13 protein-coding genes are annotated in these 22628 nt (G+C 53.4%); 4 read left to right on the forward strand and 9 right to left on the reverse strand.

Features of this window, described 5'->3' with window-relative positions; all coding sequences use genetic code 11:
* Window positions 1-72: 72 nt before the first annotated feature.
* From ACI1P1_RS14100 to ACI1P1_RS14115, 4 genes are all read left to right on the forward strand, one after another.
* The gene (locus ACI1P1_RS14100; protein ID WP_416217032.1) at window positions 73-1617 is read left to right on the forward strand and encodes a phytoene desaturase family protein; all 1545 of its coding nucleotides are present in this window, start codon (window positions 73-75) and stop codon (window positions 1615-1617) included.
* Window positions 1596-3083 carry a phytoene desaturase family protein gene (locus tag ACI1P1_RS14105; protein ID WP_416217033.1) on the forward strand — a complete coding sequence of 496 codons (1488 nt, stop codon included), beginning with the start codon at window positions 1596-1598 and terminating at the stop codon, window positions 3081-3083. Before ACI1P1_RS14100 ends, ACI1P1_RS14105 begins: the two co-directional genes overlap by 22 nt.
* Window positions 3080-3955, forward strand: a complete 876-nt coding sequence (locus ACI1P1_RS14110; protein ID WP_416217034.1) for a phytoene/squalene synthase family protein — start codon at window positions 3080-3082, stop codon at window positions 3953-3955. The genes ACI1P1_RS14105 and ACI1P1_RS14110 overlap by 4 nt, the downstream gene beginning before the upstream one ends.
* A 96-nt stretch (window positions 3956-4051) precedes the next feature.
* Entirely contained in the window at window positions 4052-4972 is a 921-nt protein-coding gene (locus ACI1P1_RS14115) for a MerR family transcriptional regulator (protein WP_416217035.1), read from the forward strand.
* 830 nt (window positions 4973-5802) lie between these two features.
* On the opposite strand, the gene iolB is transcribed toward ACI1P1_RS14115, so the two are convergent.
* The 9 genes from iolB to ACI1P1_RS14160 all read right to left on the reverse strand — a co-directional run bounded on the left by iolB (window position 5803) and on the right by ACI1P1_RS14160 (window position 22583).
* A complete protein-coding gene (gene iolB / locus ACI1P1_RS14120) occupies window positions 5803-6597 on the reverse strand; it encodes a 5-deoxy-glucuronate isomerase (RefSeq protein WP_416217036.1) in 795 nt (264 codons plus the stop codon).
* A gap of 152 nt (window positions 6598-6749) precedes the next feature.
* A complete protein-coding gene (locus tag ACI1P1_RS14125; RefSeq protein WP_416217037.1) occupies window positions 6750-7802 on the reverse strand; it encodes a glycosyl hydrolase family 28-related protein in 1053 nt (350 codons plus the stop codon).
* A gap of 17 nt (window positions 7803-7819) precedes the next feature.
* Window positions 7820-14233, reverse strand: coding sequence for an S-layer homology domain-containing protein (locus tag ACI1P1_RS14130; protein ID WP_416217038.1), 6414 nt, complete (start codon window positions 14231-14233; stop codon window positions 7820-7822).
* A 276-nt stretch (window positions 14234-14509) separates the two neighbouring features.
* Window positions 14510-16111 (reverse strand): hypothetical protein, encoded by a 1602-nt coding sequence (locus ACI1P1_RS14135; protein ID WP_416217039.1) that lies wholly within the window; start codon window positions 16109-16111, stop codon window positions 14510-14512.
* A 424-nt stretch (window positions 16112-16535) separates the two neighbouring features.
* On the reverse strand, window positions 16536-17756 hold the full coding sequence (locus ACI1P1_RS14140; RefSeq protein ID WP_416217040.1) for an MFS transporter: 1221 nt from the start codon (window positions 17754-17756) through the stop codon (window positions 16536-16538).
* A 77-nt stretch (window positions 17757-17833) separates the two neighbouring features.
* Entirely contained in the window at window positions 17834-19150 is a 1317-nt protein-coding gene (locus ACI1P1_RS14145) for an APC family permease (RefSeq protein WP_416217041.1), read from the reverse strand.
* Window positions 19151-19307: 157 nt separating this feature from the next.
* On the reverse strand, window positions 19308-20120 hold the full coding sequence (locus tag ACI1P1_RS14150) for a carbohydrate ABC transporter permease (protein WP_416217042.1): 813 nt from the start codon (window positions 20118-20120) through the stop codon (window positions 19308-19310).
* Window positions 20121-20137: 17 nt separating this feature from the next.
* Window positions 20138-21034: a carbohydrate ABC transporter permease gene (locus ACI1P1_RS14155; RefSeq protein ID WP_416217043.1), complete on the reverse strand. Its 897-nt coding sequence runs from the start codon at window positions 21032-21034 to the stop codon at window positions 20138-20140.
* A gap of 184 nt (window positions 21035-21218) precedes the next feature.
* On the reverse strand, window positions 21219-22583 hold the full coding sequence (locus tag ACI1P1_RS14160) for an ABC transporter substrate-binding protein (RefSeq protein ID WP_416217044.1): 1365 nt from the start codon (window positions 22581-22583) through the stop codon (window positions 21219-21221).
* Window positions 22584-22628: the final 45 nt, after the last annotated feature.

Consider the following 22628-nt stretch of genomic DNA (forward strand, 5'->3'; position numbering starts at 1 on the left):
GTATAAGATTATACGGAGTTTTGTATAACTTGTCTATGCACCACAACCGATCCGTAAAGGAGAATCCGCTTCATGAAGAGAAAGGTTGCCATCGTCGGAGCAGGACCCGGAGGACTGGCTGCGGGCATGCTGCTTTCTGCAAACGGTTATGACGTCTCCATATACGAAAAACAGCCCTATATTGGCGGAAGATCCTCCCTGCTCCAGCTGCCCTCCTACCATTTTGACCGGGGCGCCACATTTCTCATGATGCCCCAAAAGTGGGAGGAGCTGTTCCTCCTTGCCGGGCGCCGGCTTGACGATTATGTCAAGCTTCTCCCGCTGGACCCTATGTACCGTCTCCAATTTGGGGAGCTCAGACTGGAGGCTACCACAGACCGTCAGGAGATGCGCAGCCGGATCGAATCGCTTTTTCCCGGAGAAGGTGCAGGTTATGAGCGGTTTATGAAAGAGGAAGCGGTGAAGTTTTCCCGGGTTGCCCCGCTGCTGGAGCGCCCCTTCGGAAGCTGGCGGGATTACCTGGGCGGCGATCTGTTGCGGGCCCTCCCCAGGCTGGATGCCACCACCACTGTTCACGGGCGGTTGTCCGGCTACTTCCGCGACGAGCGTCTCCGGACAGCTTTCTGCTTCCAGTCCAAATATCTGGGTATGTCCCCCTGGGAATGCCCCGGCACCTTCACGATCCTCTCCTATCTGGAGCATGCGTACGGCCTGATGCATCCCATCGGGGGCATCAACCGCCTCTGCGAGGCGATGGCCGAGGTTATCCGGGAGCATGGCGGAGCTCTATACACCGGTACAGGCGTAAGTCAGGTGCTGGTAAATGGAGGCCGTGCCCATGGGGTGCTGCTGGAGAATGGAGAGAAGATCGAGGCGGATGAGGTGATTATCGGGGCGGATTTCGCCCATGCTGCTGCAAATTTGTTTGCACCCGGCGTACTGAAAAAATACTCACCACAGAAGCTTAAGGAAAAGAAATATTCCTGCTCTACGTTTATGCTGTATTTGGGTATCGAGGGCAAGGTTCCACTCCCCCATCACACCATCCTGTTCGCAGAGGATTACCGCAGTAATGTGGATGACATCACCAAACATAAACGGTTATCCGAAGAGCCGTCCATTTACATTCATAACCCTAGTGCGCTGGATCCGACCCTTGCTCCGTCCGGCCATTCAGCCCTGATGATCCTGGTGCCGGTCCCGAATACACTGGCTTCGATCCCCTGGGAGGATGAGGCGGCAGCCTTCCGCCGGCGGGTGCTGGACCGGCTTCATACGATGCCTGAGCTTCAAGGGCTGGAGGGCCGCATCCGCATGGAGCACATGGTGACTCCTTGGGATTGGCGGGATCAGATGCACGTGTATAACGGCGCAACCTTCAGTCTGGCGCATTCTCTTGATCAGATGCTGACTCTTCGTCCCCATAACCGTTTCCAGGAGGTGGACCATTGCTGGCTGGTAGGAGGAGGCACCCACCCTGGCAGCGGGCTGCCCACCATTCTGGAGTCGGCGAAGATCAGCTGTGCGATGCTGATGAACGCCCGCAAACCCCATTTTACCGGCCTTGGCAGAAGCATCGGGAAAGGAGCGGCATCATGGGCGGCGCCAGAGCGTTGAATATTGCCGTCGCAGGCGGCGGGATCGGCGGAATCACCACTGCCCTGATGCTTGCGAAGAACGGCCACCGGGTTACGCTGCATGAGAAGTCGGACCGGCTGGGCGGACGGCTTTGCTTCGAGGAGCTGGGACGCTTCCGCATTGATCAAGGCCCGACCATTGTGCTGCTGCCCGACATGCTGCTGAAGCTCCTCAGAGAAGCGGGGATCGATACAAGCCGCATCAGCCTGCTGCCATGCGACCCCATGTACAAGATCCATTATCCCGACGGAGCCGTATTTGAAAAGTGGCACAACGAAGACAGGCAGCTGGCCGAGCTTACAAGGCTGTTTCCAGCCGATACCGACGGTTATCGGCGGTATATGCAGGAGCACGATGAATCCTTCCCGCTTGGCAAACGGGCTTTCCTGGACCGTCCGTTCCTCTCTACCCGCCAAGCGTTCACCACAGCGAATATACGGCTTTTGCTCAAAATGCGGGCCTACCGCAGTGTGCGCGCCAGAGCGGCTGCTTATTTCCAAGACCCGCGTCTGGCGGATGCCTATTCCCTGCAGACCTTGTATATTGGAGGAGCTCCGCGGCGGACGCCTGCACTTTATTCCTTTATACCTTACGCAGAGCAGCGTTTTGGCGTGTGGTACGTCAAGGGGGGTTACGCCTCCCTGCTTCCTGTTCTTCAGGAGGCCATGGCGGCAGCCGGTGTAGAGATGAAGCTGCGCAGTACCGTCACCCGCATTGTGGTGGAAGAAGGCTCCGTGAAAGGATTGGAGACCCAAGATGGCTTTTTACCCTATGATAAGGTCATATATAACGGCGATCTGCCCCTTCTGGCGGGACTGGTACCCGGTTACGGAGATAAGCTGAAGAAGCGCCGGTTTACCCCCTCTAGCGGCTGCCTGTTGGTCTTTCTCGGCACCAACCGCCGATGGGATCATTCCGTTTCCCACCAGTTTTTTCTTCCGCCTGACTTTGACCGGAACCTCCAGCGAATGTTCCGCGAGGGAATCATGCCGCAGACTCCCTCCTTCTATACCTTCCAGCCGACGGCCATTGATCCGGAGGCCGCCCCGGAGGGGGAGAGTATCCTGTATCTGATGATTCCTGCCCCTCCCGCCTGCGCTCCTTTCTGGCAGCAGAAGGATATCGAGAGCCGCATTCAATCGCTTGCCGATTGGGTAGTGGCGGAAGCGGAACGGCGGGGCTTTCCGGGCCTCCGCGCCTCCATCGTTGAGCAGCATGTGCGCACTCCGTTGGATGCGCAAGCCTCCGGCTTGTTCCAGGGCGGCAGCTTCGGCATTGCCCCCGTTATGGGCCAATCCGGATGGATGAGACCCCAGTTCAAACCTCTCCCTGTTCAAGGCTTGTATGCCGTAGGGGCATCCACCCACCCCGGAGGGGGTGTGCCGATTGTCATGCAAGGGGCAAAGCTTCTGGCCGATCACATACGAATGGAGTTGGAATTATGATGGACCGCAGCTTTCTGGACCCATGCGAAGACATTATCCGCATGTATTCATCCACCTTTTATAAAGCGTTCCGCTTCCTGGCCAGCCCCCAGCGGGAGGCCGTGTATGTCACCTATGCCTTCTGCCGGATGATTGATGATTCTGTGGATGAGCCGGAGCGCTCTTCTTACACGGTTGCAGAGCTGGAGGCCAATCTGCGCTCCCTGGAAACAGCCGATGGGCATTTTATCTGGCCGGCCCTGCGTTGGCTTTTCCGCAGCTTCCCGGTTACACCCGAGCCCTTCTACCGCCAAATGGAAGGCCAGCGGATGGACCTTAGTCTCAACCGGTACAATACCTTCGAGGAACTGGAACGGTACTGCTACCTGGTTGCCGGAACCGTCGGCGAGATGCTGGTCCCTATTTTGCAGGGGGATCCGGCGGGCAGAGAAACAGTGGAATCAGCGGTTCAGTTGGGCAAAGCGATGCAGATTGTCAACATTATCCGGGATGTGGGTGAGGATCAGCGGCGGGGACGCCGTTACATTCCCCTAGAATTGATGCAACGCTACGGGTATTCGGAAACGGAATTCGAGCATGGGCAGGTTACCCAGGGCTTCTGCGATACCGTGGATTGGATGATGACCGTTGCGCGGCAATGGATGCTTCAGGGGCTGCTCGGGCTGCAGGATTATCCGGTATCCAGCGCCTTCTGTATGGAGCTGGCCGCCCATTCCTACATGGCTATTCTGGATGAGGTTGTCCATAACCAATATGAGGTTTTTACGAAGCGGGCTATGGTTAATCCCTCCAAAAAGCTTGCTATCCTGCACAAAACAGTAAGGCGTTACCCCCATCTAACGGAAGAAGCCGCAAATCACGCCGTACTCTGACCGCTTCTCGAAACAGGGAATTGCAGAAAGCTGTCCCGCTTGATAAGATGGGTATTGATTTCTATGAATGACGTTACAAGGAGGTGGACGTATCTGTTGTATACCATCAGGAAGGTTTCCGAGCTCGTTAATATCCCCACGGTGACCATACGTGCTTGGGAGAACAGATATGGAATCGTCCATCCTCTCCGCACCGAAGGAGGCCACCGCAAATACAGCACGGCCGACGTAGAAACGTTAAAATGGCTGAAACGGCAAATCGAGGAAAACGGACTAAAAATCAGCGAAGCCGCCCGGCTCCTGAAGCAGCATAAGCGCGAGCAGCCCTCTCCGCCGGTACAGCTTATAGAGGAAACAATTGCCCCGGGGGAACGCCATACCGAGCTGGCTGAGGGTTTATACCGCCGACTCATGGCGTATGACCGTTTAGGTGCCAATGAATGGATCAATCTGGCCTTTTCCCTTTATAAGACCGACGATGTGTTCCACCGGATTATGGTCCCGGTGCTGCACCGTATCGGTGACGAATGGGAGCAAGGCAAGATCGCCGTATCCCAGGAGCATTTCGCCAGCGAGGTTATCATGAGCCGATTTCATTTGGTCATGCGTGCGCAGCCGGCCGGCCCTCACAAGGCCCGGGCTTTGGCATTCTGTCCGGAGGGCGAGCTTCACCAGATGGGACTGATGCTGTTCGGCCTGTTTATGCAGGGTAAGGGAATCGACGTCATCTATCTGGGCCCCAATACCCCGTATGCGGGATTGACAAGCCTCATCACGGCCAATGATGTGTCCATTGTTGCCATATCCGCCTCCCATGCCCGGCATCTTCCCGCTTTGAGTGAATGGCTCTCCGAATGCAGAGCGCAGTTTCCCCATTTGACCTTCGTCCTCGGCGGCAAGGCCTTTCTCTCTTGTCCGGCCCCGCTCCGTCATTTCGTACTGGACGGCAGTCTGGCAGCATGGAATCAGTGGCTGGAGGGGTTGGCGCTTACATCATCTACCGGTGATCGAGTATAGCCCTCACTGCTTGGTCCTTCAGTAAAATAGGATTTTTTGCTGTGTTCACCCCATATATAGTTATATTTTTTACAGAAAAAAAACCAAGTTCCCTATAACCGGGAACTTGGTTTTTATTAGCATTTATAGAAGTATAAAACGGCAATTCGTATGCCTGTTTTTGGACCCACGATTACAATATAATACTACGCCGGTCATTATAAGTATGAAAGACAACATCTCGGCAGGATCATTGGCAAGCTGGATGAAGCAAGCCAGGTTCTGGAAAATAAAGCAGCCAACCGGGTGGATATCTCACTGGCCATTGATCAAGGGGAAAAGGTTATCATCCCGCTTGCAGATGCCTCCACTTATAGTAACGAGATGGACAGAAGCCTGCTTTATATTGCGTATACCAGGGCGATGCATTCCTTAACCCTGACCTGTCACGGCGAACAGTCATCTTTTTATGTATAAATCCTGCATAATACTCCTAATTTGTGTTGAACATTTGAAGAGTTTGCTGCAATTCCCCTTGTAACGCAAATATGGTGACAAACAAGATGAAGATGAAAAAAACGCCTACCATCAATAAAACCGAACCTAAAATTTTAAAGAATACACTCTTTGTCAGACCTAATAATGTCTTCACGATTCATGACTCCCCATCGGTATTGTTAGCTGCGTCGGCAGCCGCCCTTCCGCTAATTGGCACCATTTCTAATTTGATCATAACCTGTGCAGGAAAAGTTGATAATGTCCGGAAGGGCATACCCTTTTGGGCAAATCAAAAAAGAAACCAGGCTCTGCCTTTAGGGGCGGCAAGCCTGGTTCCTTCGGAAAGAATTTATTTATTTCAACCACTTATGATCAGGATCATCATAGGGGTTGAGCTTGCGGCCGGATTCTCCTGCCATAAACCACAGGTAATACACTTCATAACCGCCCGCCGCGCTTACCGGATGGTAGCCCTTGTCGATGGCGAAGCTGTCGCAGTGCCGGATGATATGCGCATCGTCGATGCTGCCGTCCTTGGTGTAATGAACCTGGATGCCGAAGCCTTGGGAAGGATTGGTCTGGTAGTGGTAAACCTCCTCCAGATTGGGCTCCTCGGGAGCGAACTCACCGTCATGCTTATGCGGGGGATAGCTGGACCAATTGCCCGCTTCATTGAAGGTTTCACCCAGAATCATACGGTGCACCCGGCCGTCGGCATTGTCGGCGATAATATCATGCACCTCCCGCTTCCAGGAGTCCTTGCCCCGCTGGTGAACCACAACCTCGCCGGGGCGCACCACAAAGGGTCTATGCTTTTCCTCCGCCTTCACCTTGCACACGGCAATCACTGCTTTCCCTTCGGCGATCACCGTATAAGAGGATCGGCACGGGATGTACACCGTGGTTGCTTTCCCGACAAACACACTGTCCCGGCTGTCCAAACCGTCGAAGGTTACCCCTTCGCAGCTAACGGACATATGGCCGGACAACAGGACCAGCGCGGTTTCGTATGCGCCTGTGGATGCCGAATACTGTTGGCCTCCCGCCATAAACAGCTTGCCCAGCGCCAAGATCTTCAAATACGGATTATCCTCCGCAATGATATCCACATACCCTTGTTCTTCCTTTGCTTTTACAAAACGTGACAACGCCTTCACCCTGCTTTCGGAGCAATTATCGGAATTTGGTGCAACACCTCCTAAGCATAACAAATATCTGCATACGTGTGCAAAGTCTACCTCCACAATCTCCGGTTTTGTCAAAATACGCGATTGCCCAAGAAATATTTCCTGCAGAGCAGTCAAAAGCCTTTTTTGGAGCCGTATACATTGCCGGATAAGGTGAAGCCTGTGGTTCCGTTCAGCCAAATATCGTAGGAAACATTCTCCACAAGAGGGTTGCCCTGGGCCGTATTGTTCAAAAGGTAACCGTTCTTGCAATTCACCAGGTTAATGCCGGATTTCTGATTATTCAAAGCCTCGTTCCGCTCAAGGCGGATATTCTGCATGTGGTAAACGGCTATCCCCCGGTCGTAGTTGTTATTGAACTTGCTGTTGCGGATAATGATGCTTGCTTCATCATTAACATCATAAAAATCCGTCAGCTTCAGTCCCATCCCCGTTTTGGTGTTGGAGGCCTCCAGGCCGTCAATCAGGACATTGTCCACAATGCTGAGGTATAAACCGTGATAATATTTCTTCACCGCCCCGTTGTTGGTTACCAGGGCATTGAGGATGGTGACCCCTTTCGTGCGTCCCACATTAATACCCATGGAGCTGTTTCGGACCAGAACATGATCCACAACCGCTCCGTTGTTTTGTACATCCGAATGTTTATCCGAAAAATCGATCCCCAGCACATTCAGCCTGGCTGCTTCGATCTTAGCGTCCAAGGATTTCTTGGATTCAGCTCCGCTGGCAATCCGCTGATTATATTCATCCCCGCCCTTGTGGTAATACTCCGGATAATTCAGCTCCAAAGCGGATAATCCTCCGTCTATAATCAGATTCCGCGCTGCCACATTCGTAAACGGGACAGACGCGTTGGTCACAACCGGCTCATCCTTGCCGGAGGCCAGCTTCAGGACAGGCCGGTCTGTGGAGGATGCCCCTTGGAGCGTACAGTTATTGTAAATCTTGACGCCGTAGCCTACAACATAGGTTCCCGGATTCAAATACAAGGTGCCCCCACCCTGATTCTTAAGAGAATCCATAGCCTGCTGAATGCTTTGCCCCGGAGATATGGTCAGTGTTGCGGCTTTCGTTTGGAGTGACGGCAGGAAGGCTGCATAAACACCTGCGGCAATCAAAACCTTCATGAACAAGAAGGATTTACTCATTCCATATTGCTTCATCGCAGGAACCCCTCCAATTAGTTTATTTGCAGTACCCGGAACATCATGACGGCGGCCTGAGCGCGGTTCGCATGCAGGTAAGGGGCGAATGCCCCGTTTTCCATTCCTTCCACAATACCGTATTGCCCCAAATTCCGGATGGCCTCTTGTGCATAGCTGCTAATGGATGCCTGGTCTGGAAATACCACAGGGTTATGAGTCACGGCAGGCTCGGCAGGCTGCAGCTTCCTCACTTGAAGGGCGCGCTGCAGCATAACGGCCATATCCTGGCGGGTAATGCTTTCATCCGGACCGAAGGTATGATCCGGCTTGCCTTCCACGATTCCCCATTGTTGTGCACCGGCAATGGCGCTGTAATACCATTGATCCTTACGGATATCCTGGAAGGTAGAGTCAGCAGCAGCATCCTGCCAATCCAAGGCATTCATCAGCAAGGCTACAAACTCCGCCCGGGTCACATTCCGTCCCGGTTGGAACAATCCCTCACCCGTCCCTTCGGCTATTCCTCGGGCAGCCAGGCTTTCTATGGCCTCCTTGGCCCAATCCACGCTTTGCAAATCCTGGAAAGTGGAGTTTACATAAGCAGCCGTGTACAAGCTGAAGTGTTCCGGCCGGAATGTCAAGGCTCCTGCTTCCGGTTGGTACATCGCATTTTTGACAATTTCCAACCGCCCGTCATCCCGGATATGGTACAGAATCACCTTAGACGGACTTTGCCCGGGCTTAAGAGAATACGGAAGCTCAACCTCCACTTCATGTCCATCCAATGAGCTTTTGTGAATGCCATTAATAGTTAACTGCATATCATAAATGGCCGAACCGTTCTCCAGCTTCTCTCTGATGCCCGAAGGCAATGTCCGTGCATCGGCTTTGGCGATGACGAATTCCATAAGACCGGTGTTGTTCTTAAGGAATGCAGGAGTCAAATGAAGCTTGGCGAAGCCCGTATCCAACTGCAAGCCGTTGGGACTTTGCTCCGACCAAACCGCAAGCCCCTGCAAGGGAACAGAAATCCGGATTTCCTCCGTCTCCTCCCGGGGTTCTGCTTTGATGACGATGGGGCCATTTCCGCCGTAGGATACGGCTTGGGCAAGTTGATCTGCATGGACGGCGATCCTCAGGGACGGTGAATCCAAGACGGCCTTCATGATGATTTGTTTCCCCTCCACAATGCCGGCCGGCCCCTCAGACTTGCCTGAATCAACCGGATTAGCAGGAACAGACGGTGCCGTCTCTTCCTCCTCCGGTTCAGTGGGGGCAGCTGTTACAACAACCGTTGCGCTGGCTTGGAAACCTCCGTCCACGGAGCTTGCCGTAATAATGGCAGTACCCGGGCTAACGGCCGTTACCTTCCCGGTTGTGTCCACCACTGCTGTACCCGGATTGCTGGTAGTCCAGCTTACCTCCCGGTTGGTTGCATTGGCCGGTGTGATCGTGGCGATGAATTGAAGGGTTTGCCCTGCCGTAAGCGAAACCTGCCCGTGGTCCAGTTCTATTCCCGTCACCGGGATAACCTGCGGCTCTTCCGGTACTGTAACTGTAATGGTATGAGTTCCGCCGGGAGTCAAGGAAACCCAGGTTCCTGCCCCATCCGTTACCCCTGTACCTGATAAATATACTGTCCCGGTTACCGTAGAAGAGGGCAAAAGCGCTCCAAAACGAAGCTGCAAAAGCTCCATCGAGCCGGAATAACCCTGGCCCTGGCTTGCGGCTGCCAGCCTAACTTGACCGGGGGAAGCGTAGACTTCACCGGTTACAGAGAGATGCTCCGCTAAAGGAACTGCACCCTTATAGCTGAACAGGGAAGGGTCATAATGGACGGCTAAAGAGGTGGAATATACGCTGCCTGTCACTCCTGTGAACCCGTAAATCAAATCGAACTCTCCGCCTGCTGCTGTCTCATTCACGCCTCTGAGATAAGCCACGGGCTGCGTGGACGGAATGACGGTCACCGTTGTCCGGACTGTGAATCCGCCGTCCGCCGTCGTCGCCGAGATAACGGCCGTTCCTGCCGCTGCAGCTGTTACACGACCTTTGCTGTCCACAGCTGCCACATCCGTGTTGCTGGACTCCCAGCGGATCTCCCGGTTTGTCGCATCCGCAGGTGTTACGACAGCGCTTAATGGGTGCACTTCTCCCTCCGTTAACTGAAGGGTGGTTGCACTCATCTCCACTCCCGTCACCGGGACATGCTTTTCTTTTGCATGCAGCCTCAGCTCAGCCATATTCCCGAACCAAGCCCCGGAATTGTAGATGCGGAGGTAACGGTAGGATACTGGATCACTGACCGGGAAGGTTTGCCATTCCATTGTGGAGGCTGCTTGAACCGTAAGATCTGTCCACGCTTGAAGATCATTGGAGCCTTGAACCCGGGTTCCCTTAATCCGGGTATAATACTGGTCCTGCCGGGCCAGAAGCTCCACACGTGACAGCTGTACAGTGTTCCCCTCCTTAAAATCAAAAATAATGGAGCCTCCGGTTCCTGAGCTGCTGCCCAGCCTGAAATCCGAGCTGGTGGCGGCATCCCCGTCAAACAACCGGTTGACCTGATTGCGCGTATCGGCTGCCGTTCTTCCCGTGGTGGAATCAATCAGTTCCGTCATCTCTGCCAAATGGGACAACAGACCGATTTCATCGGCAATAAATAAAACGCTGGAATCTGAGGTAGCCGTAACCGGACTACCGGCCCCTCCATCCTCCCGCTTATATTGAATAGAGAAGGTCACCGGTCCTTCTGTAGCATCCGGTCCTATTACGGCTTCAGCTGTATAATGTATTCCATCTGTCGTGTGGACGGTTGCCGCCTGCCCCTGGATAACCGCCGTAACATCACGGATTGTTGTTTTTGCCGCTATATCCAGGGTAACGGTATTACCGGCCGTAATCCTGTTCTTTACACTTTGCTCCGAACGGATGGAAACGGACTGTATCTGGTTCAACGACACCACCGCTCCATGAAACTTGATTTCGGCCATATTGCCGAACCAGGAGCCTGAGTTGTAGATACGGAGGTAGCGGTAAGCTTGCTGGGATATCCCCTCTATATACTGCCATTCCTTGGTAGAGGCAGCGGCTTTGGTGAGGGTTTCCCAGGTCGCCAGATCATTGGAGCCTTGGACCACCGCACCTCTTAACCGGGTATAATATTGATCCTGTCTGGCCAACAGCTCCGCTCCGGTGAGCACTGCCGCATTGCCCTCCCGGAAGTCAAAGATAATATAGCTACCCGCCCCGCTTCCGTTGATGCGGTAATCGGAAAAGGTATTCGGCAGGTTATCAAATAAATATCCGGTTTGCTTCAATGTTTCCGCTGCTGTCCGCCCCGAGCCGGTAGTGGAATCAATTAATGTGGTGATTTGCAGCAAATTAGGAATTTCATTGGAGTTGTCTGCCAAATAAAACTTTGAGCCGTCGGTAGTCAAATAAACGGTATCTCCCCGGCCTCCGTTCTGATCCAAATAATCAATGCGGAAGGTGATATTGCCCACGGGAGTTTCGGCAGTGGTCTTGAGCTCCGCCGACCAATTCAGTCCGCCGTCTGTGGTTACCGCTGCTGCTGCCGTGTCCAAAATGCTGACCGCTACTTGACTAATGGCCTCTTTGGCATGGAACGATAACCGGATGGTATCGCCTCTGGCAATTCTGCCGTTAATCCCCTGCGGAGAGCTGAGCGATACCGATTCCAGCTTGTTGTTGGTCTCCTGCCGTTGACCGGTTATGCGGAATTCGCTTAATTCCAGCATATTGGAGATGTTTCCCCGGAGCACATCCGGCTGCGGATCGATCATCTGGATTTTTATCATCCGAAACGGCTTTTGCTTAAGCTCATCAGCCACTTCCAGCACCGACATGTCTGCAGTAAACTCCGTTTGCCCGGGAGTAAGCCGTTCCCAAGTCACACCGTCGTTAGAGCCGAACACAGTCGTTCCAGCCATCCGGTCATCAAAATTCATCCGCCCTTCCATGGCGAAGGCATCCGCTATAATTTTGTAATCGGCCCCAAAATCCAGAATATGAACCAGGTCAGGATAAGGCGCCAGGGAATACACGGGAAAGGTATTGTCGTTATCATCCACCAGAAGGGGCAAGGACGTGCCAAAGGTGGAGGTCACCAACTGGGAATAATCCATGGTGCCGTCCTTCAACAACGGAGTCAGCGGTTGAAGACGTTCGGCGGCATTCCGCAAGGCAAGCAGCTGCCGGGAAAAATCCTCGTTGGAAGCCGTACCGATTTGCTTCACGGTTTCCTCGTATGCAGATTCAAAGGCCAGACGCGATGCGGTGACATAGGGGGTATCCGGATTGTACAGAGAAGCAATGGCCGCTACCGCCCCGCTCCGGTCCGGGGCTACCGCGATGCGGATATTTTTCGTTTCCAGCGTGGTGCCATCCTCTGCCGTTACAGTAAAGAAGTAGATTCCCGCCCGGGCGGGCTGCCATACGAAAGCCCCGGTCACTGCATCAAGCCGCGCCTCTTCAGGCAATTCCGCAATCGTATAGCGGAGACTCTTACCGGCAGCGGAAGCGGATAGGTCCAGGCTAATGGAAGCACCGGCAAAAACGTCAATGCTCAAATCCTCTTTACCTTCTTTGAATACGGGAGGCGTAAGCTGCTCCTTGGCCAGCACGTTGAAGTGGTCCACATCCACCAGGGCTCCGTTTCCGGTTACATTCATATAAACCAAACTGAAATCCGTATCCAGCTGCCCATAGCTCACATGATTGATGCCCATATCGAAGGTGATATATCTCCACAGCCCCTCTGTATCCGGCAAGGTCAGGGTATGGTACGGTATTCCACCCAGCCGGGTGCTCAATTCCAGTGTGGCCGGACCGTCCGACCGGAACAGGAGTCCGACTAGTCTGGAGCTGCTGCGGTCGGCGAAAGAGAGATTCTGCACAGCAATATTGCTGCCGGAGGGAGTGGTATTAAATCTGACGTAGGAGGCGCTCCCTTCCTGCCGGGTTTCGCTCCGGCTGTCAAAGGCGGTATACCGCTCCTCCAGCTCCACCAATGCCGGGTTAGTCTGCTCCTTGGGAAGGTACTTGGCTCCTTCGGCAGCCGCCTCCCCGGGAATATAGATCCAGAAATCCCCGCCTCCGTCCACACTCTCCCAGGCCTGTGTCAGGACGCCTTTATAGTAATAATTGGACGGGCTCCGTTTGGTGAAGGCTTCATGGAAGTACGGGGCTTTCTCCTCCAGATTGAAACCCTTCGTATACGTATAGTAGTAATACATATCCCAGAACAGAGCGGTATTGGTCCTGCCTTTGTAGAGATCGGAAATTTTATAGTAGATGCCCTTAACCTCTCCATCCCGAATGGAATGCGCTACAGGCGTCCAGGGGGTATCGTAGCCCAGCATGAACTGCCAGAAGTAGTCGGTTGCCGCTAGCACCCGGTCATTCAGGAACTCATAATAGCCCACTGCATCGGCCTGTTCGGATACGGTTCCCTCTACAGGGTCCACCTTGGTATTCTGGGCCAGGAACATCCGTGCCAATATTGCAGAATTGGTCAGATCACCGGCGCCGTGGGCTTGGTCACGCCCCATCTCCACATGTTGAACCACCGGTTTGTCCAGCCTTTCGCCTGTTGCCGCGTTGGTATCCACCAGCCTATAAAGCTGTTTGATGGAGCCGTTAAAACCCTGGTTCAAGGCTGTTTTATTAACGGTGGCCCATTCCACTGCCTCTTCATACCGCTCCATGTTCCCGGTAAAAATATAACCCGCCATAGCGCCCAGCAGCGGATAATTATGCTGGTTCATGAATTGGTTATTGTCATGCAGGAAAGTCTCAATGACCGGATTGATCAGATTGGTGGTGAAATTGGCCGTATCCTCTTCCGTCCATTGAAGCGAGGCATCCTGGTAGCTCGAATAACGCAGAATCTCTGCGGCCGTCACCATCCGGTTCAGCGGAATTCCCGTATGAATATGGGCATCCGGGAAATAAACATATTGGGCCGGATCCATCTGGGACCAGATGCGGATGATATGCATGGCATTGGCCCGGTAAAGCTCTTCTCCGGTGATATAATACATCAGCGTTTGGGTATACGCCTTCAGCCCGTCCTGAATAAACCGCTGATTGAAGCCCTGGCTGTTAAAAGCGGTTGACGCAGGCACCTCCGGATTCGTGGAGCTTTGGTTGCTGGAGGTGACCGTTTTGGCGGCAGCCGCCGACCCTATCATGGCCTTGTAGTAGGAATACCAAGGCTCTTTGCCGTTTAAAACCTGGTTCCTCATATTTTCCAATACCGGTTTCGTCAGCCCCACTCCCGGATGGGTAAAACCATTGCTGAAGCTTTCCGTAATCTCCACCCGGTAAGCTGCGCTGCTGGTTGGGGCGGCTGCGGCCGGACTGACCGGAGCAGCTGCGGCCACTATCTGGATACACAGGAATAGGACAAGCAGTCTTTTGCACAATATTGCGGTTGATCCTGAAGAACTCTTCCTTTCCATCATACACCTCCGATATGAATAAATTACAAGCTTTACCCGGTTTCCTGAAGCGCTTACATAATCCCTTTGTAAAATACTTCCTCTGCCGCTTGCCAGATTAGTATAGCAAGAACCCGCATCATTCAGAATGCGGTTATTTAAGATGTTCATACGGTTTTTTAAGCTTTATGCCTAACAAATACCGGTCCCGCCACAGCTTTGCTGTGACAGAACCGGTATTATGCTGCCGCGGCAAGCCTGTTAAGGCTGAGGGAGCTTTTGTACGTACCATTTGGCCACGGGTGTATTGAAGGTTCCCCGCGGGAAGGATACCAGACTGTTTAGGGTAATACGGTAGACGCCAGGCTCTTCCGGGAGCGGTACATCGTACGCAAATGTGTTGTTTGCAACCGGGACATCGTATGTGCCGAGGATCTCATCCGGGTTGTCTTCTCTGGTTAACTTCACACTCAAGCTGCCTGTAGTGTCAGCAGCCGTTTTTCCTTTAATGGTAAAGGTACGGCCGGAGGTTTCTTCATAGGCTTGGGAAGGCGTAACTCCGCTGATCTTCACGAAGCTTCCCGATACATTGGTGGTATTCACTTCCGGCTTCACATTGCGGTAGGTCAGGTCTGCGGCGAAATTTTTCACATACAACGGCCGATTGCCCACCTCCACTCTAACCTCCAGCTCATTCCTCCCGATATCCGTACCGGTGTAGCTGATATACGAATATTTGTACTGCTCCTGCAATCCCTTAATATCTACTACACCCATGGATGAAATAGCATAGGCTTTTTTTGTGCCGTTAATACGGTTTTCCGCCAGAATCATAGGATTTTCATATCCTGTAAAATTCGCCACCATACGAACCGTATAATCATAATTGTTGATGGCCTCCGGTATCCCGTAATCCTCCACCTGATAGATCCTATAAGTAATATCCAGATCCCGGGTTTCCGGACTCCAGACGGATTCATAACCCAGTATCTCCTTCAGTGCCATTTCATCCGCATACAAAACTCCGCCTTGGAGAAAAGGTGCACGATACTGCTCCACAGACCGCAGCGGCGAACCGAAGCAGCTTCTTTCCGCATCGGCTTGGTCCGGACGCAGGGTAATCCCGTAGCCTGCGCTGTTTAAACGTACAGCACCGTCAGCTTCTTTTACTGTTTCGTATCCGAGCTTCCCGGCTATCCATTCCACCTCCAGATAAGGCATCCCGTCCTTTACCGTGCCCACCTGCTCTCCTTGGTAGGTAACACTGGCTGCGCCAATGGCGATGCCGTTCACCTTCACCGCTTCCTGCTCCTCAACGGCAACCAGTCCTTCCATGGACAGCGTCTTGGCCTTGGCCAGGTCCGGTTCAAAAGTCAAGGAGCGTGCCGTTTCGCTCCAATCCAGTTTGCCGAAGGGGGCCAAATCGTTGAGCACAATGGCAGTTTTGCCGCCAATATTGAAGGAACGAATAGACCCGCCTTCATAGGTAGCGCGGATATCGGTATAAAACACATCACCGAGCTTCTGTCCAACGGGCAGCTCCTCCCGCGGGGCAGCGGCAGCCGGACGCACAGGTTTCCCGGCAACAGGCGTGATCGCCACCTCCTTGCGTTGGGGAATCCAGGCCACATCAAACCCATACCCGCGCAGATCTTCAGCCACTACGGCGGTAAGCCCGTCAATATTCATAGATGTAATGGTGCTGCCGTTTACATGAGCCTGAATGTCCGTAGCCAGAACCTGTCCGACCACATCACCAACCTGCGGTGCCGCTTCAGCCTGAACCGGGCCGGTTACGCCGTAACCTGCCAGCATCCCACTAATCGCCAATCCCGCAGCCAGCTTTTTAATAGAAGGAACCATGGTAAATCACTCCTTGTTTTATTGGGCGCTGTTTATTCATTATATAGACGTTGGATTTGGAATAAAGTTACCAATTAAGGATCATATCTGCCGCCGATTTCTCCACTAGCGCTGGCGGCCAGGCTATGAGGGGATTCTAACGGCGGTGAGAGCTTCTATTTGGGCAAAAACCCCTTTTCCAAAAATCTAACGGCGGCTACAGCCTCTATTAGGACAAATTGTTACGCCGCAAGGCCCATTTTAGACCAATAGCGTCTCCTGCTTCCGTTAGATTCCGCAGACCCCGGTTTTGGAGCAAATAGCGTCTCCTACCGCCGTTAGGATTTTCGCTGCCGTAAGTATGTTATCCGCCGTTAGGAATATAGCGGAATAACCAAAAAAGCTGCCCCACTATGGGAAGCAGCTTTCCGAAGCCAAATTCTATCTACCGTCTAAATGTCCGCCGCTGCGCTACAAACTCCGTAGCTAGGAAGGCGCAGCCTGCAACAAGCGAAGCCGCCGCCGCGAACCAGTAGATGCTGGTGGCGCCGAAATGGTCGAACAGCCAGCCCCCTACGGTTCCCCCCGTCATCCCCGCCAACCCCAGGTACACCATAGACAACAGGGATTGCCCGGTGGAGATCAGCTGCTTGGGCAGCACCCGGACCGTGTAGTACACAGCCGTAAGCCAGAATACCGCATAGGTAACGATGGCTCCCGCCTGGAGCAGCACCATCACCCAAGGCTCGGGCGCCAGCGCATAGCCGGTCCACCGCAGGGTGTACAAGAGGCAGACGATACCCAGGAGCGTAAGCTCCCGGACCTTATGCAGATATTTGTTCAGCAGCGCAAACGCCGGGATTTCGAATAACGCATGCAGTGCCCAGGAGTACCCCACCAAGGCCTCTGAACCTCCGGCATTGCGAAGATACAGGCTGAACATCACATCATGCATCCGGTGCGGCACCGACATAATGAAAACCAACAGCAGAAACCAGAGGAAGGATTTGTTTTGCAGAATTGGCTTCAGCGAGGCGAGCGTCATCCGCTCTCCCTCTGTCGGCTCATCCCGGAGCCGGAGCAGAAGCAGCAGAGCAGGAATCCACAATGCCCAGAAGAGATAAGACAGGTTCCCGATTCCTATGAAGGAACCGAACAGCACCCCGGTCCCGATCAGGATAGTCATGTAACCCATGGACCCGAACAGCCGGATGCTTCCGTAGGTAACGCCTCTTTTTTCCGTGGCTTTAATGGTAATGCTGTCCATTAGAGGCAGTGTGGGCAGCCAGAAGAAGTAGACCGCCGTGGCGAAAAACAGTGCACTTCCGTAGCTAGAGCTTTGGAACAGACCGATACTCGACAGAATGGACATGGCCCACAAGCCTGCGATGATCTTCTTGACCGTGCCCAGCTTATCGCTCAGATACCCCCAGAAGGGCTGGAACAATACCGCAAGCAGCGGGCCCAGCATCATCATGGTGCCAATCTGTGAGGAGGTGTACCCCTTAGCCGAGAAATACACGGGCAAATAGGGGGACAAAATATTGGTGGCATACAGCCAGAACTGCAGTCCCCGCAATGTGGGAAGCTGCTTGTCCCCGGAGTCGGTCCGGGAGTCGTGCTCTGTGATCTTCGTGGGTGTTTTGCTTGAATTATGCGTTGTCATTGTGATGTGGCTCCACCTTATAACCGGATGACTTCAGTATAAGAGCCGTTTGTCCGGAATACCATATCCTTTTATGCTCAATTCCGGGCAGATTGTGTCTTTTTTCTCATATAATAATACACAGGCAATCCAATCAGGGTGATCCCGATTCCAATGAAGGAACGCACCGGCTCCGCCATGATGGTGCTGACAATAATGTATCCGCCTCCGATAACACCGATTAGCGGTGTAATGGGATACAGCGGCACCCGGTAACGGCCGGGTTCGGCTTGATGGCGGCGGCGGAGCAGAAACACACCGAACACACCCATGGTGAAGAAAATCCACAAAACGAAAACCAGCAGGTCTGTCAGGGTATCGAAGGTACCGGAGAAAATGTACAGCACGGCCAGCGCAGCCTGGAAGATCAAGGCGTTGGCCGGTGTTTTGAACCGGGGATGAACAGCGCCCAGCACCCGTGAAAAAGGAACCCGCCCCTGCTCACCCATGGCCTGCGGCACACGGGCCGCTGTCATCAGGTAACCGTTCAGCGCACCCAGCACCGATATAATAATGCCAGCGGTGATAAAAGCGCCGCCGCCATTCCCGAAGAGGGCATCGGCTGCGTCGGCTCCCGGCGTTTTGGAATTGATAATGGTGTCAAAGGGAAGCGCGCGGAAAATCGCAAGGTTAAACAGGATATACACCACCATCACAAACAGTACACCGCCCAGAATAACCCGCGGCAGCGTTTTGGCCGGATTGCGGATTTCTCCCGCCATATTGGTAACGCCGATCCAGCCGTCGTATGCCCAGAGAGTGCCCAGTACCGCCGCACCGAAGCCCGCAGCAGTTGCCCCCGCCGTGATACCGGCGAAACCCGGTGCATCACCGCTGATCAGCCCCACCGCAATAATCCCGATTACCGGCACCAGCTTGCCCGCCGTGGCAACCGTCTGGATGATGCCGCCGTATTTGGTGGAGAGCACATTCATGAGAAGAATAAACAGCAGAATCCCTACAGCCACCAGCTTTTGTACAAAGCCGCCCATAGGCAGGAAGTATCCGGAATAGGTGGCAAAGGCAATGGCCAAAGCCGCAACGGACGCCGGGTAGGAAATCACCGCCTGCACCCAGCCAAGCAGAAATCCGAACACACCGCCGTACAGCTCCTCCAGGTATGTATACAATCCTCCCGACTTGGGAATGGCTGCCGCGATTTCCGCCACAGTCAGAGCAGAGGCCAGCGTAATCACACCGCCTACCACCCACGCCAGGATGCTCATCCATTGGGAGCCGGCATGCCCCAGTACGATGGCGGGCTTGAGGAATATCCCTGACCCGATGATCATACCGACCACAATGGCCAGCGCTTCAATGGTTGTAACCGATTTCTTCAATGTTTCCTTTGACATACGACATTTGACCCCTCTACGGTTAATTGACCCAGCAATTGACAGCTAGTCAAATTATACGGTAAGGGGTTTTAAGTGTCTATAACTTTTTGTGTAGGATGAAGGTGATTCAATAAATAATTTTAATATGGTAATGAAAGTTATTTTATACTGTCTCTTACTTAATCCCCGAATGGATGAAGCTGTTGATAAACTGGCGCTGGAACAACAGGAACAAGATCATCAAGGGTGCAATGACCAGCAAAGTAGCAGCGCTGACCTCTGTCCATTGGGCACCCACCTCGAAGGATTGGGCGAAGATCGCCAGCCCTACGGTCAGGGGACGGTTCTCCACGGAGTTGGTCACAATGAGCGGCCACAGGAAATTATTCCATTGGTAGCTAACGGAAACCAGGGCAAAGGCCAGATACGCCGGGCGGGACAGAGGCACATAGATGGTCCAGAGAATCCGCCACTTGGAGGCTCCTTCCACAACAGCGGCATCGTCCAGCTCGGAGGGCAGCGTCTTAAAGGTTTGCCGGAGCAGAAAAATACCGAAGGCTGAAGCGTAATACGGCAGCATAATCCCCAGCTTTGTGTCCAGCAGGGAAAGCTCCTTGAGCACACTGTAATTGGGGAAAATCAGAACATCCGCCGGCACCATAATCTGCACCAGGAACAACAGGAATACCGCTGTTTTCCCCCAGAATTCCAGTCTTGCAAACGCATATGCAGCCATCGTGACAGTAAGCATCTGTACAGCGAATACGGCAACCACCAGCAGCACCGTATTGACGTAATATTGGGCAAAAGGAGCTGCTTCCCACACCCGGCCGAAGTTATCCAGGGTAAACTGCAGGGAAAATAAGGAGTCCAACGCCACCTGCTTGGGGCGGAAAGCCGTTACCGCCATCCATATCAGCGGAACCAGCCACAGCACAGACAGCAGCAGCATGAGCCCGCGTTCAACTTTCCATTTTGTCGGGAGCATAGAATCGCCTTTCCTATTTAATGATAATGAATCCGCTTGTCCATACCGAGGAAGTTCAATGCGGCCAACAACAAAAGCACCGCTACCATCACAACCGTCAACGCCGCTGCCATCCCTTGATCCCAGAAGCTGAACGCCGTTTCGTATATATAGTACAAGAGCAGACTGCTGGAATTGTTGGGGCCGCCCTTGGTCATAATCAACAGATGGTCTACCAGCTTGAAGGAATTGGTCAAGGCAATAATGGTCACAAACAGCGTGGTTGGCATCAAAAGCGGGAAGGTAATCTTCCGGAACATCGTCCATCGCCCTACTCCGTCCACCTGGGCGGATTCATACAGCTCCGGTGAAATATTCTGCAGCCCGGCCAGATAAAAAATCATGAAATAGCCGGCTTCCTTCCATACGACCATAGCAATCAAAGCCCACATAACCGTTCCCGGCGAACCCAGCCAATTAATGTTGGAAGCATTGCTGAACCAGCCGACGGCACGGCTCAAGAGCCCATATTGGGGCGTATAGATGAACAGCCACACGTTGGCGGCGGCGATCATGGGCATCAGCGTCGGATAAAAGAAAGCCACCCGCATAAAGCTGGTCCCCCGCAGGGCTTTGTTGGCGAACACCGCCATCAGCAGGGCAAGTCCGATGGAAATAGGCACAGTGCCCAAGGCAAACCACAGGTTATTCAGCATCACTTTTTGGAAAATCGGGTCCTTCACCATGTCTACATACTGGTCTGCCCCGGCAAAAACCGGCTCCGGATGTGCCAGATCCGCCCGGAAGAAGCTGAGCCGAATGGTTTTGGCGATGGGATAAAAGGTAAACAAAAACAGGAACAGCAAGGAAGGCAGCAGAAGCAGCCAGGCAAAGGCGTTTGTTTTGAAGCGTGGGGATATCAGTCTGCCATTCAAGGGGGAACCTCCAATCTGGTAATAACTTGGTCCAAGCCAGGGGCCGGATAAGTTATGGACAGCTTCGAAATTGGCGAAGCCAATTTGAAGGATCATCTGGTAGTAACATGGTCCATAATGGTCCTCTCCACAAGCTGCGGCGTTAAGCCTACCGCTTCGGCCGCAGCTGTGGTGAAAACCTGTGTTATTTGTTGTACGGCTCCAGCACCTTGTCCGCATCCTGCTGGGCTTTCTTCAGGGAGTCGGCAGGTGTCTCGGTTCCGGTGAGTACGGCCTGCACCTGGTCATTCAGGATCTTCATCACCCTGCCGTTGTTATGAGTGGACAGCTCAGCGGCTGCATATTGCAGTTGGTCCCGGGCCACCAGCGTCTGCGGGAAGTCAGCTGCATATTTCTTCATGCGTTCCGTTTCATAAGCCGACTTCTTAACCGCCACATATCCGGTGTCCATGCTCCACTGGGCAGCACGTTCGGTTTCGGTCATGAACTTGACAAACTTCCAGGCTGCGTCCTGCTTCTTCTTGTCAATATCCTTGAATATGTAGAAGTTGCCGCCGCCTGTTGGGCTGCCGTAGCTTTTCTGCTGGGGCAGGTAGGTCACGCCGAAGTCAAACTTGGCATTGGTTTTGACGTTGGTCAGGTTGCCGGTGGTATGGTACATCATCGCGGTTTTCCCTTGGATAAAGTCCGAGGGCACCGTCCCCCATTCGGTTGCACCTGTAGGCATAACCTTGTCCTTCTGGGACAGGTCGTTCCAGAACTGCAGCCCCTCCACATTTTCAGGAGTGTTGAACATCACCTTTTTGCCGTCCTCGGTCATCAGGTTTTTTCCGTTTTGCAGGGCGAAGGTCTGCAGCATCCAGTACCCGTAGCCCGTTACCGGAATCTCCAGGCCCCAGCGGCCTTCCTTGGTCAGCTTTTTGGCGTAGTCGCGCATTTCCTCCCAGGTTTTCGGCGGCTTCTCCGGATCAAGACCGGCATCCTTGAACATTTGTTTATTGTAATAAAGCACAATGGTGCTGCGTTGGAACGGAATGCTCCAGGTTTTGCCGCCGGTTTGGGAATTGGCCATAAAAGCAGGATAGAAGTCGCTCAAATAGCTGCTGCCTTCCTTGGCAATATAATCATCCAAAGGCAGGATGGCGTTCATATCCAGCAGGCTGAACAGCTCGGTGGATTGGAGCACGGCTACATCAGGCGGACTTTTGCTTTGCACACCTGCCTGGGTTTTGACCGCCGTATCGGCATAGCTGCCGGTATAAACGGGCTTGACGGTAACATTGGGATTTTCCTTGGTAAATTCCTTGGCCATATTCTCGATGGTGGTGGTCAACGGGCCGCCTACAGCAATGGGATAATAGAAGGTCAGCTCCACCTTCTCGCTGCTTTCGGCGGAAGGGGCCGTGCTGGGGGCACCGCTGGCTGTTGTGCCGGTTGGATTTGTGCTGTTTGCAGGTGCTCCGGTGGTAGCCGTACCGTTGTTGCCGCAGCCGAACAATACCGAAAAACAGAGGGCTGCACTTGCCGCTTTCAGAACATGGGAACGCATGATTTTCTCTCCTTTGTTATACTGGATTGTGATTATGCTTCCGCT

This window comes from Paenibacillus mesotrionivorans, from assembly GCF_046098205.1.
GTDB classification, from domain to species: domain Bacteria; phylum Bacillota; class Bacilli; order Paenibacillales; family NBRC-103111; genus Paenibacillus_AR; species Paenibacillus_AR mesotrionivorans.

Bases quoted from the DNA above. Each gene is read 5' to 3' on its own strand.
- ACI1P1_RS14100 (WP_416217032.1), top strand. From the start codon at position 73: ATGAAGAGAAAGGTTGCCATCGTCGGAGCAGGACCCGGAGGACTGGCT.
- ACI1P1_RS14105 (WP_416217033.1), top strand. From the start codon at position 1,596: ATGGGCGGCGCCAGAGCGTTGAATATTGCCGTCGCAGGCGGCGGGATC.
- ACI1P1_RS14110 (WP_416217034.1), top strand. From the start codon at position 3,080: ATGATGGACCGCAGCTTTCTGGACCCATGCGAAGACATTATCCGCATG.
- ACI1P1_RS14125 (WP_416217037.1), bottom strand. From the start codon at position 7,802: ATGAAGCAATATGGAATGAGTAAATCCTTCTTGTTCATGAAGGTTTTG.
- ACI1P1_RS14135 (WP_416217039.1), bottom strand. From the start codon at position 16,111: ATGGTTCCTTCTATTAAAAAGCTGGCTGCGGGATTGGCGATTAGTGGG.
- ACI1P1_RS14140 (WP_416217040.1), bottom strand. From the start codon at position 17,756: ATGACAACGCATAATTCAAGCAAAACACCCACGAAGATCACAGAGCAC.
- ACI1P1_RS14145 (WP_416217041.1), bottom strand. From the start codon at position 19,150: ATGTCAAAGGAAACATTGAAGAAATCGGTTACAACCATTGAAGCGCTG.
- ACI1P1_RS14150 (WP_416217042.1), bottom strand. From the start codon at position 20,120: ATGCTCCCGACAAAATGGAAAGTTGAACGCGGGCTCATGCTGCTGCTG.
- ACI1P1_RS14160 (WP_416217044.1), bottom strand. From the start codon at position 22,583: ATGCGTTCCCATGTTCTGAAAGCGGCAAGTGCAGCCCTCTGTTTTTCG.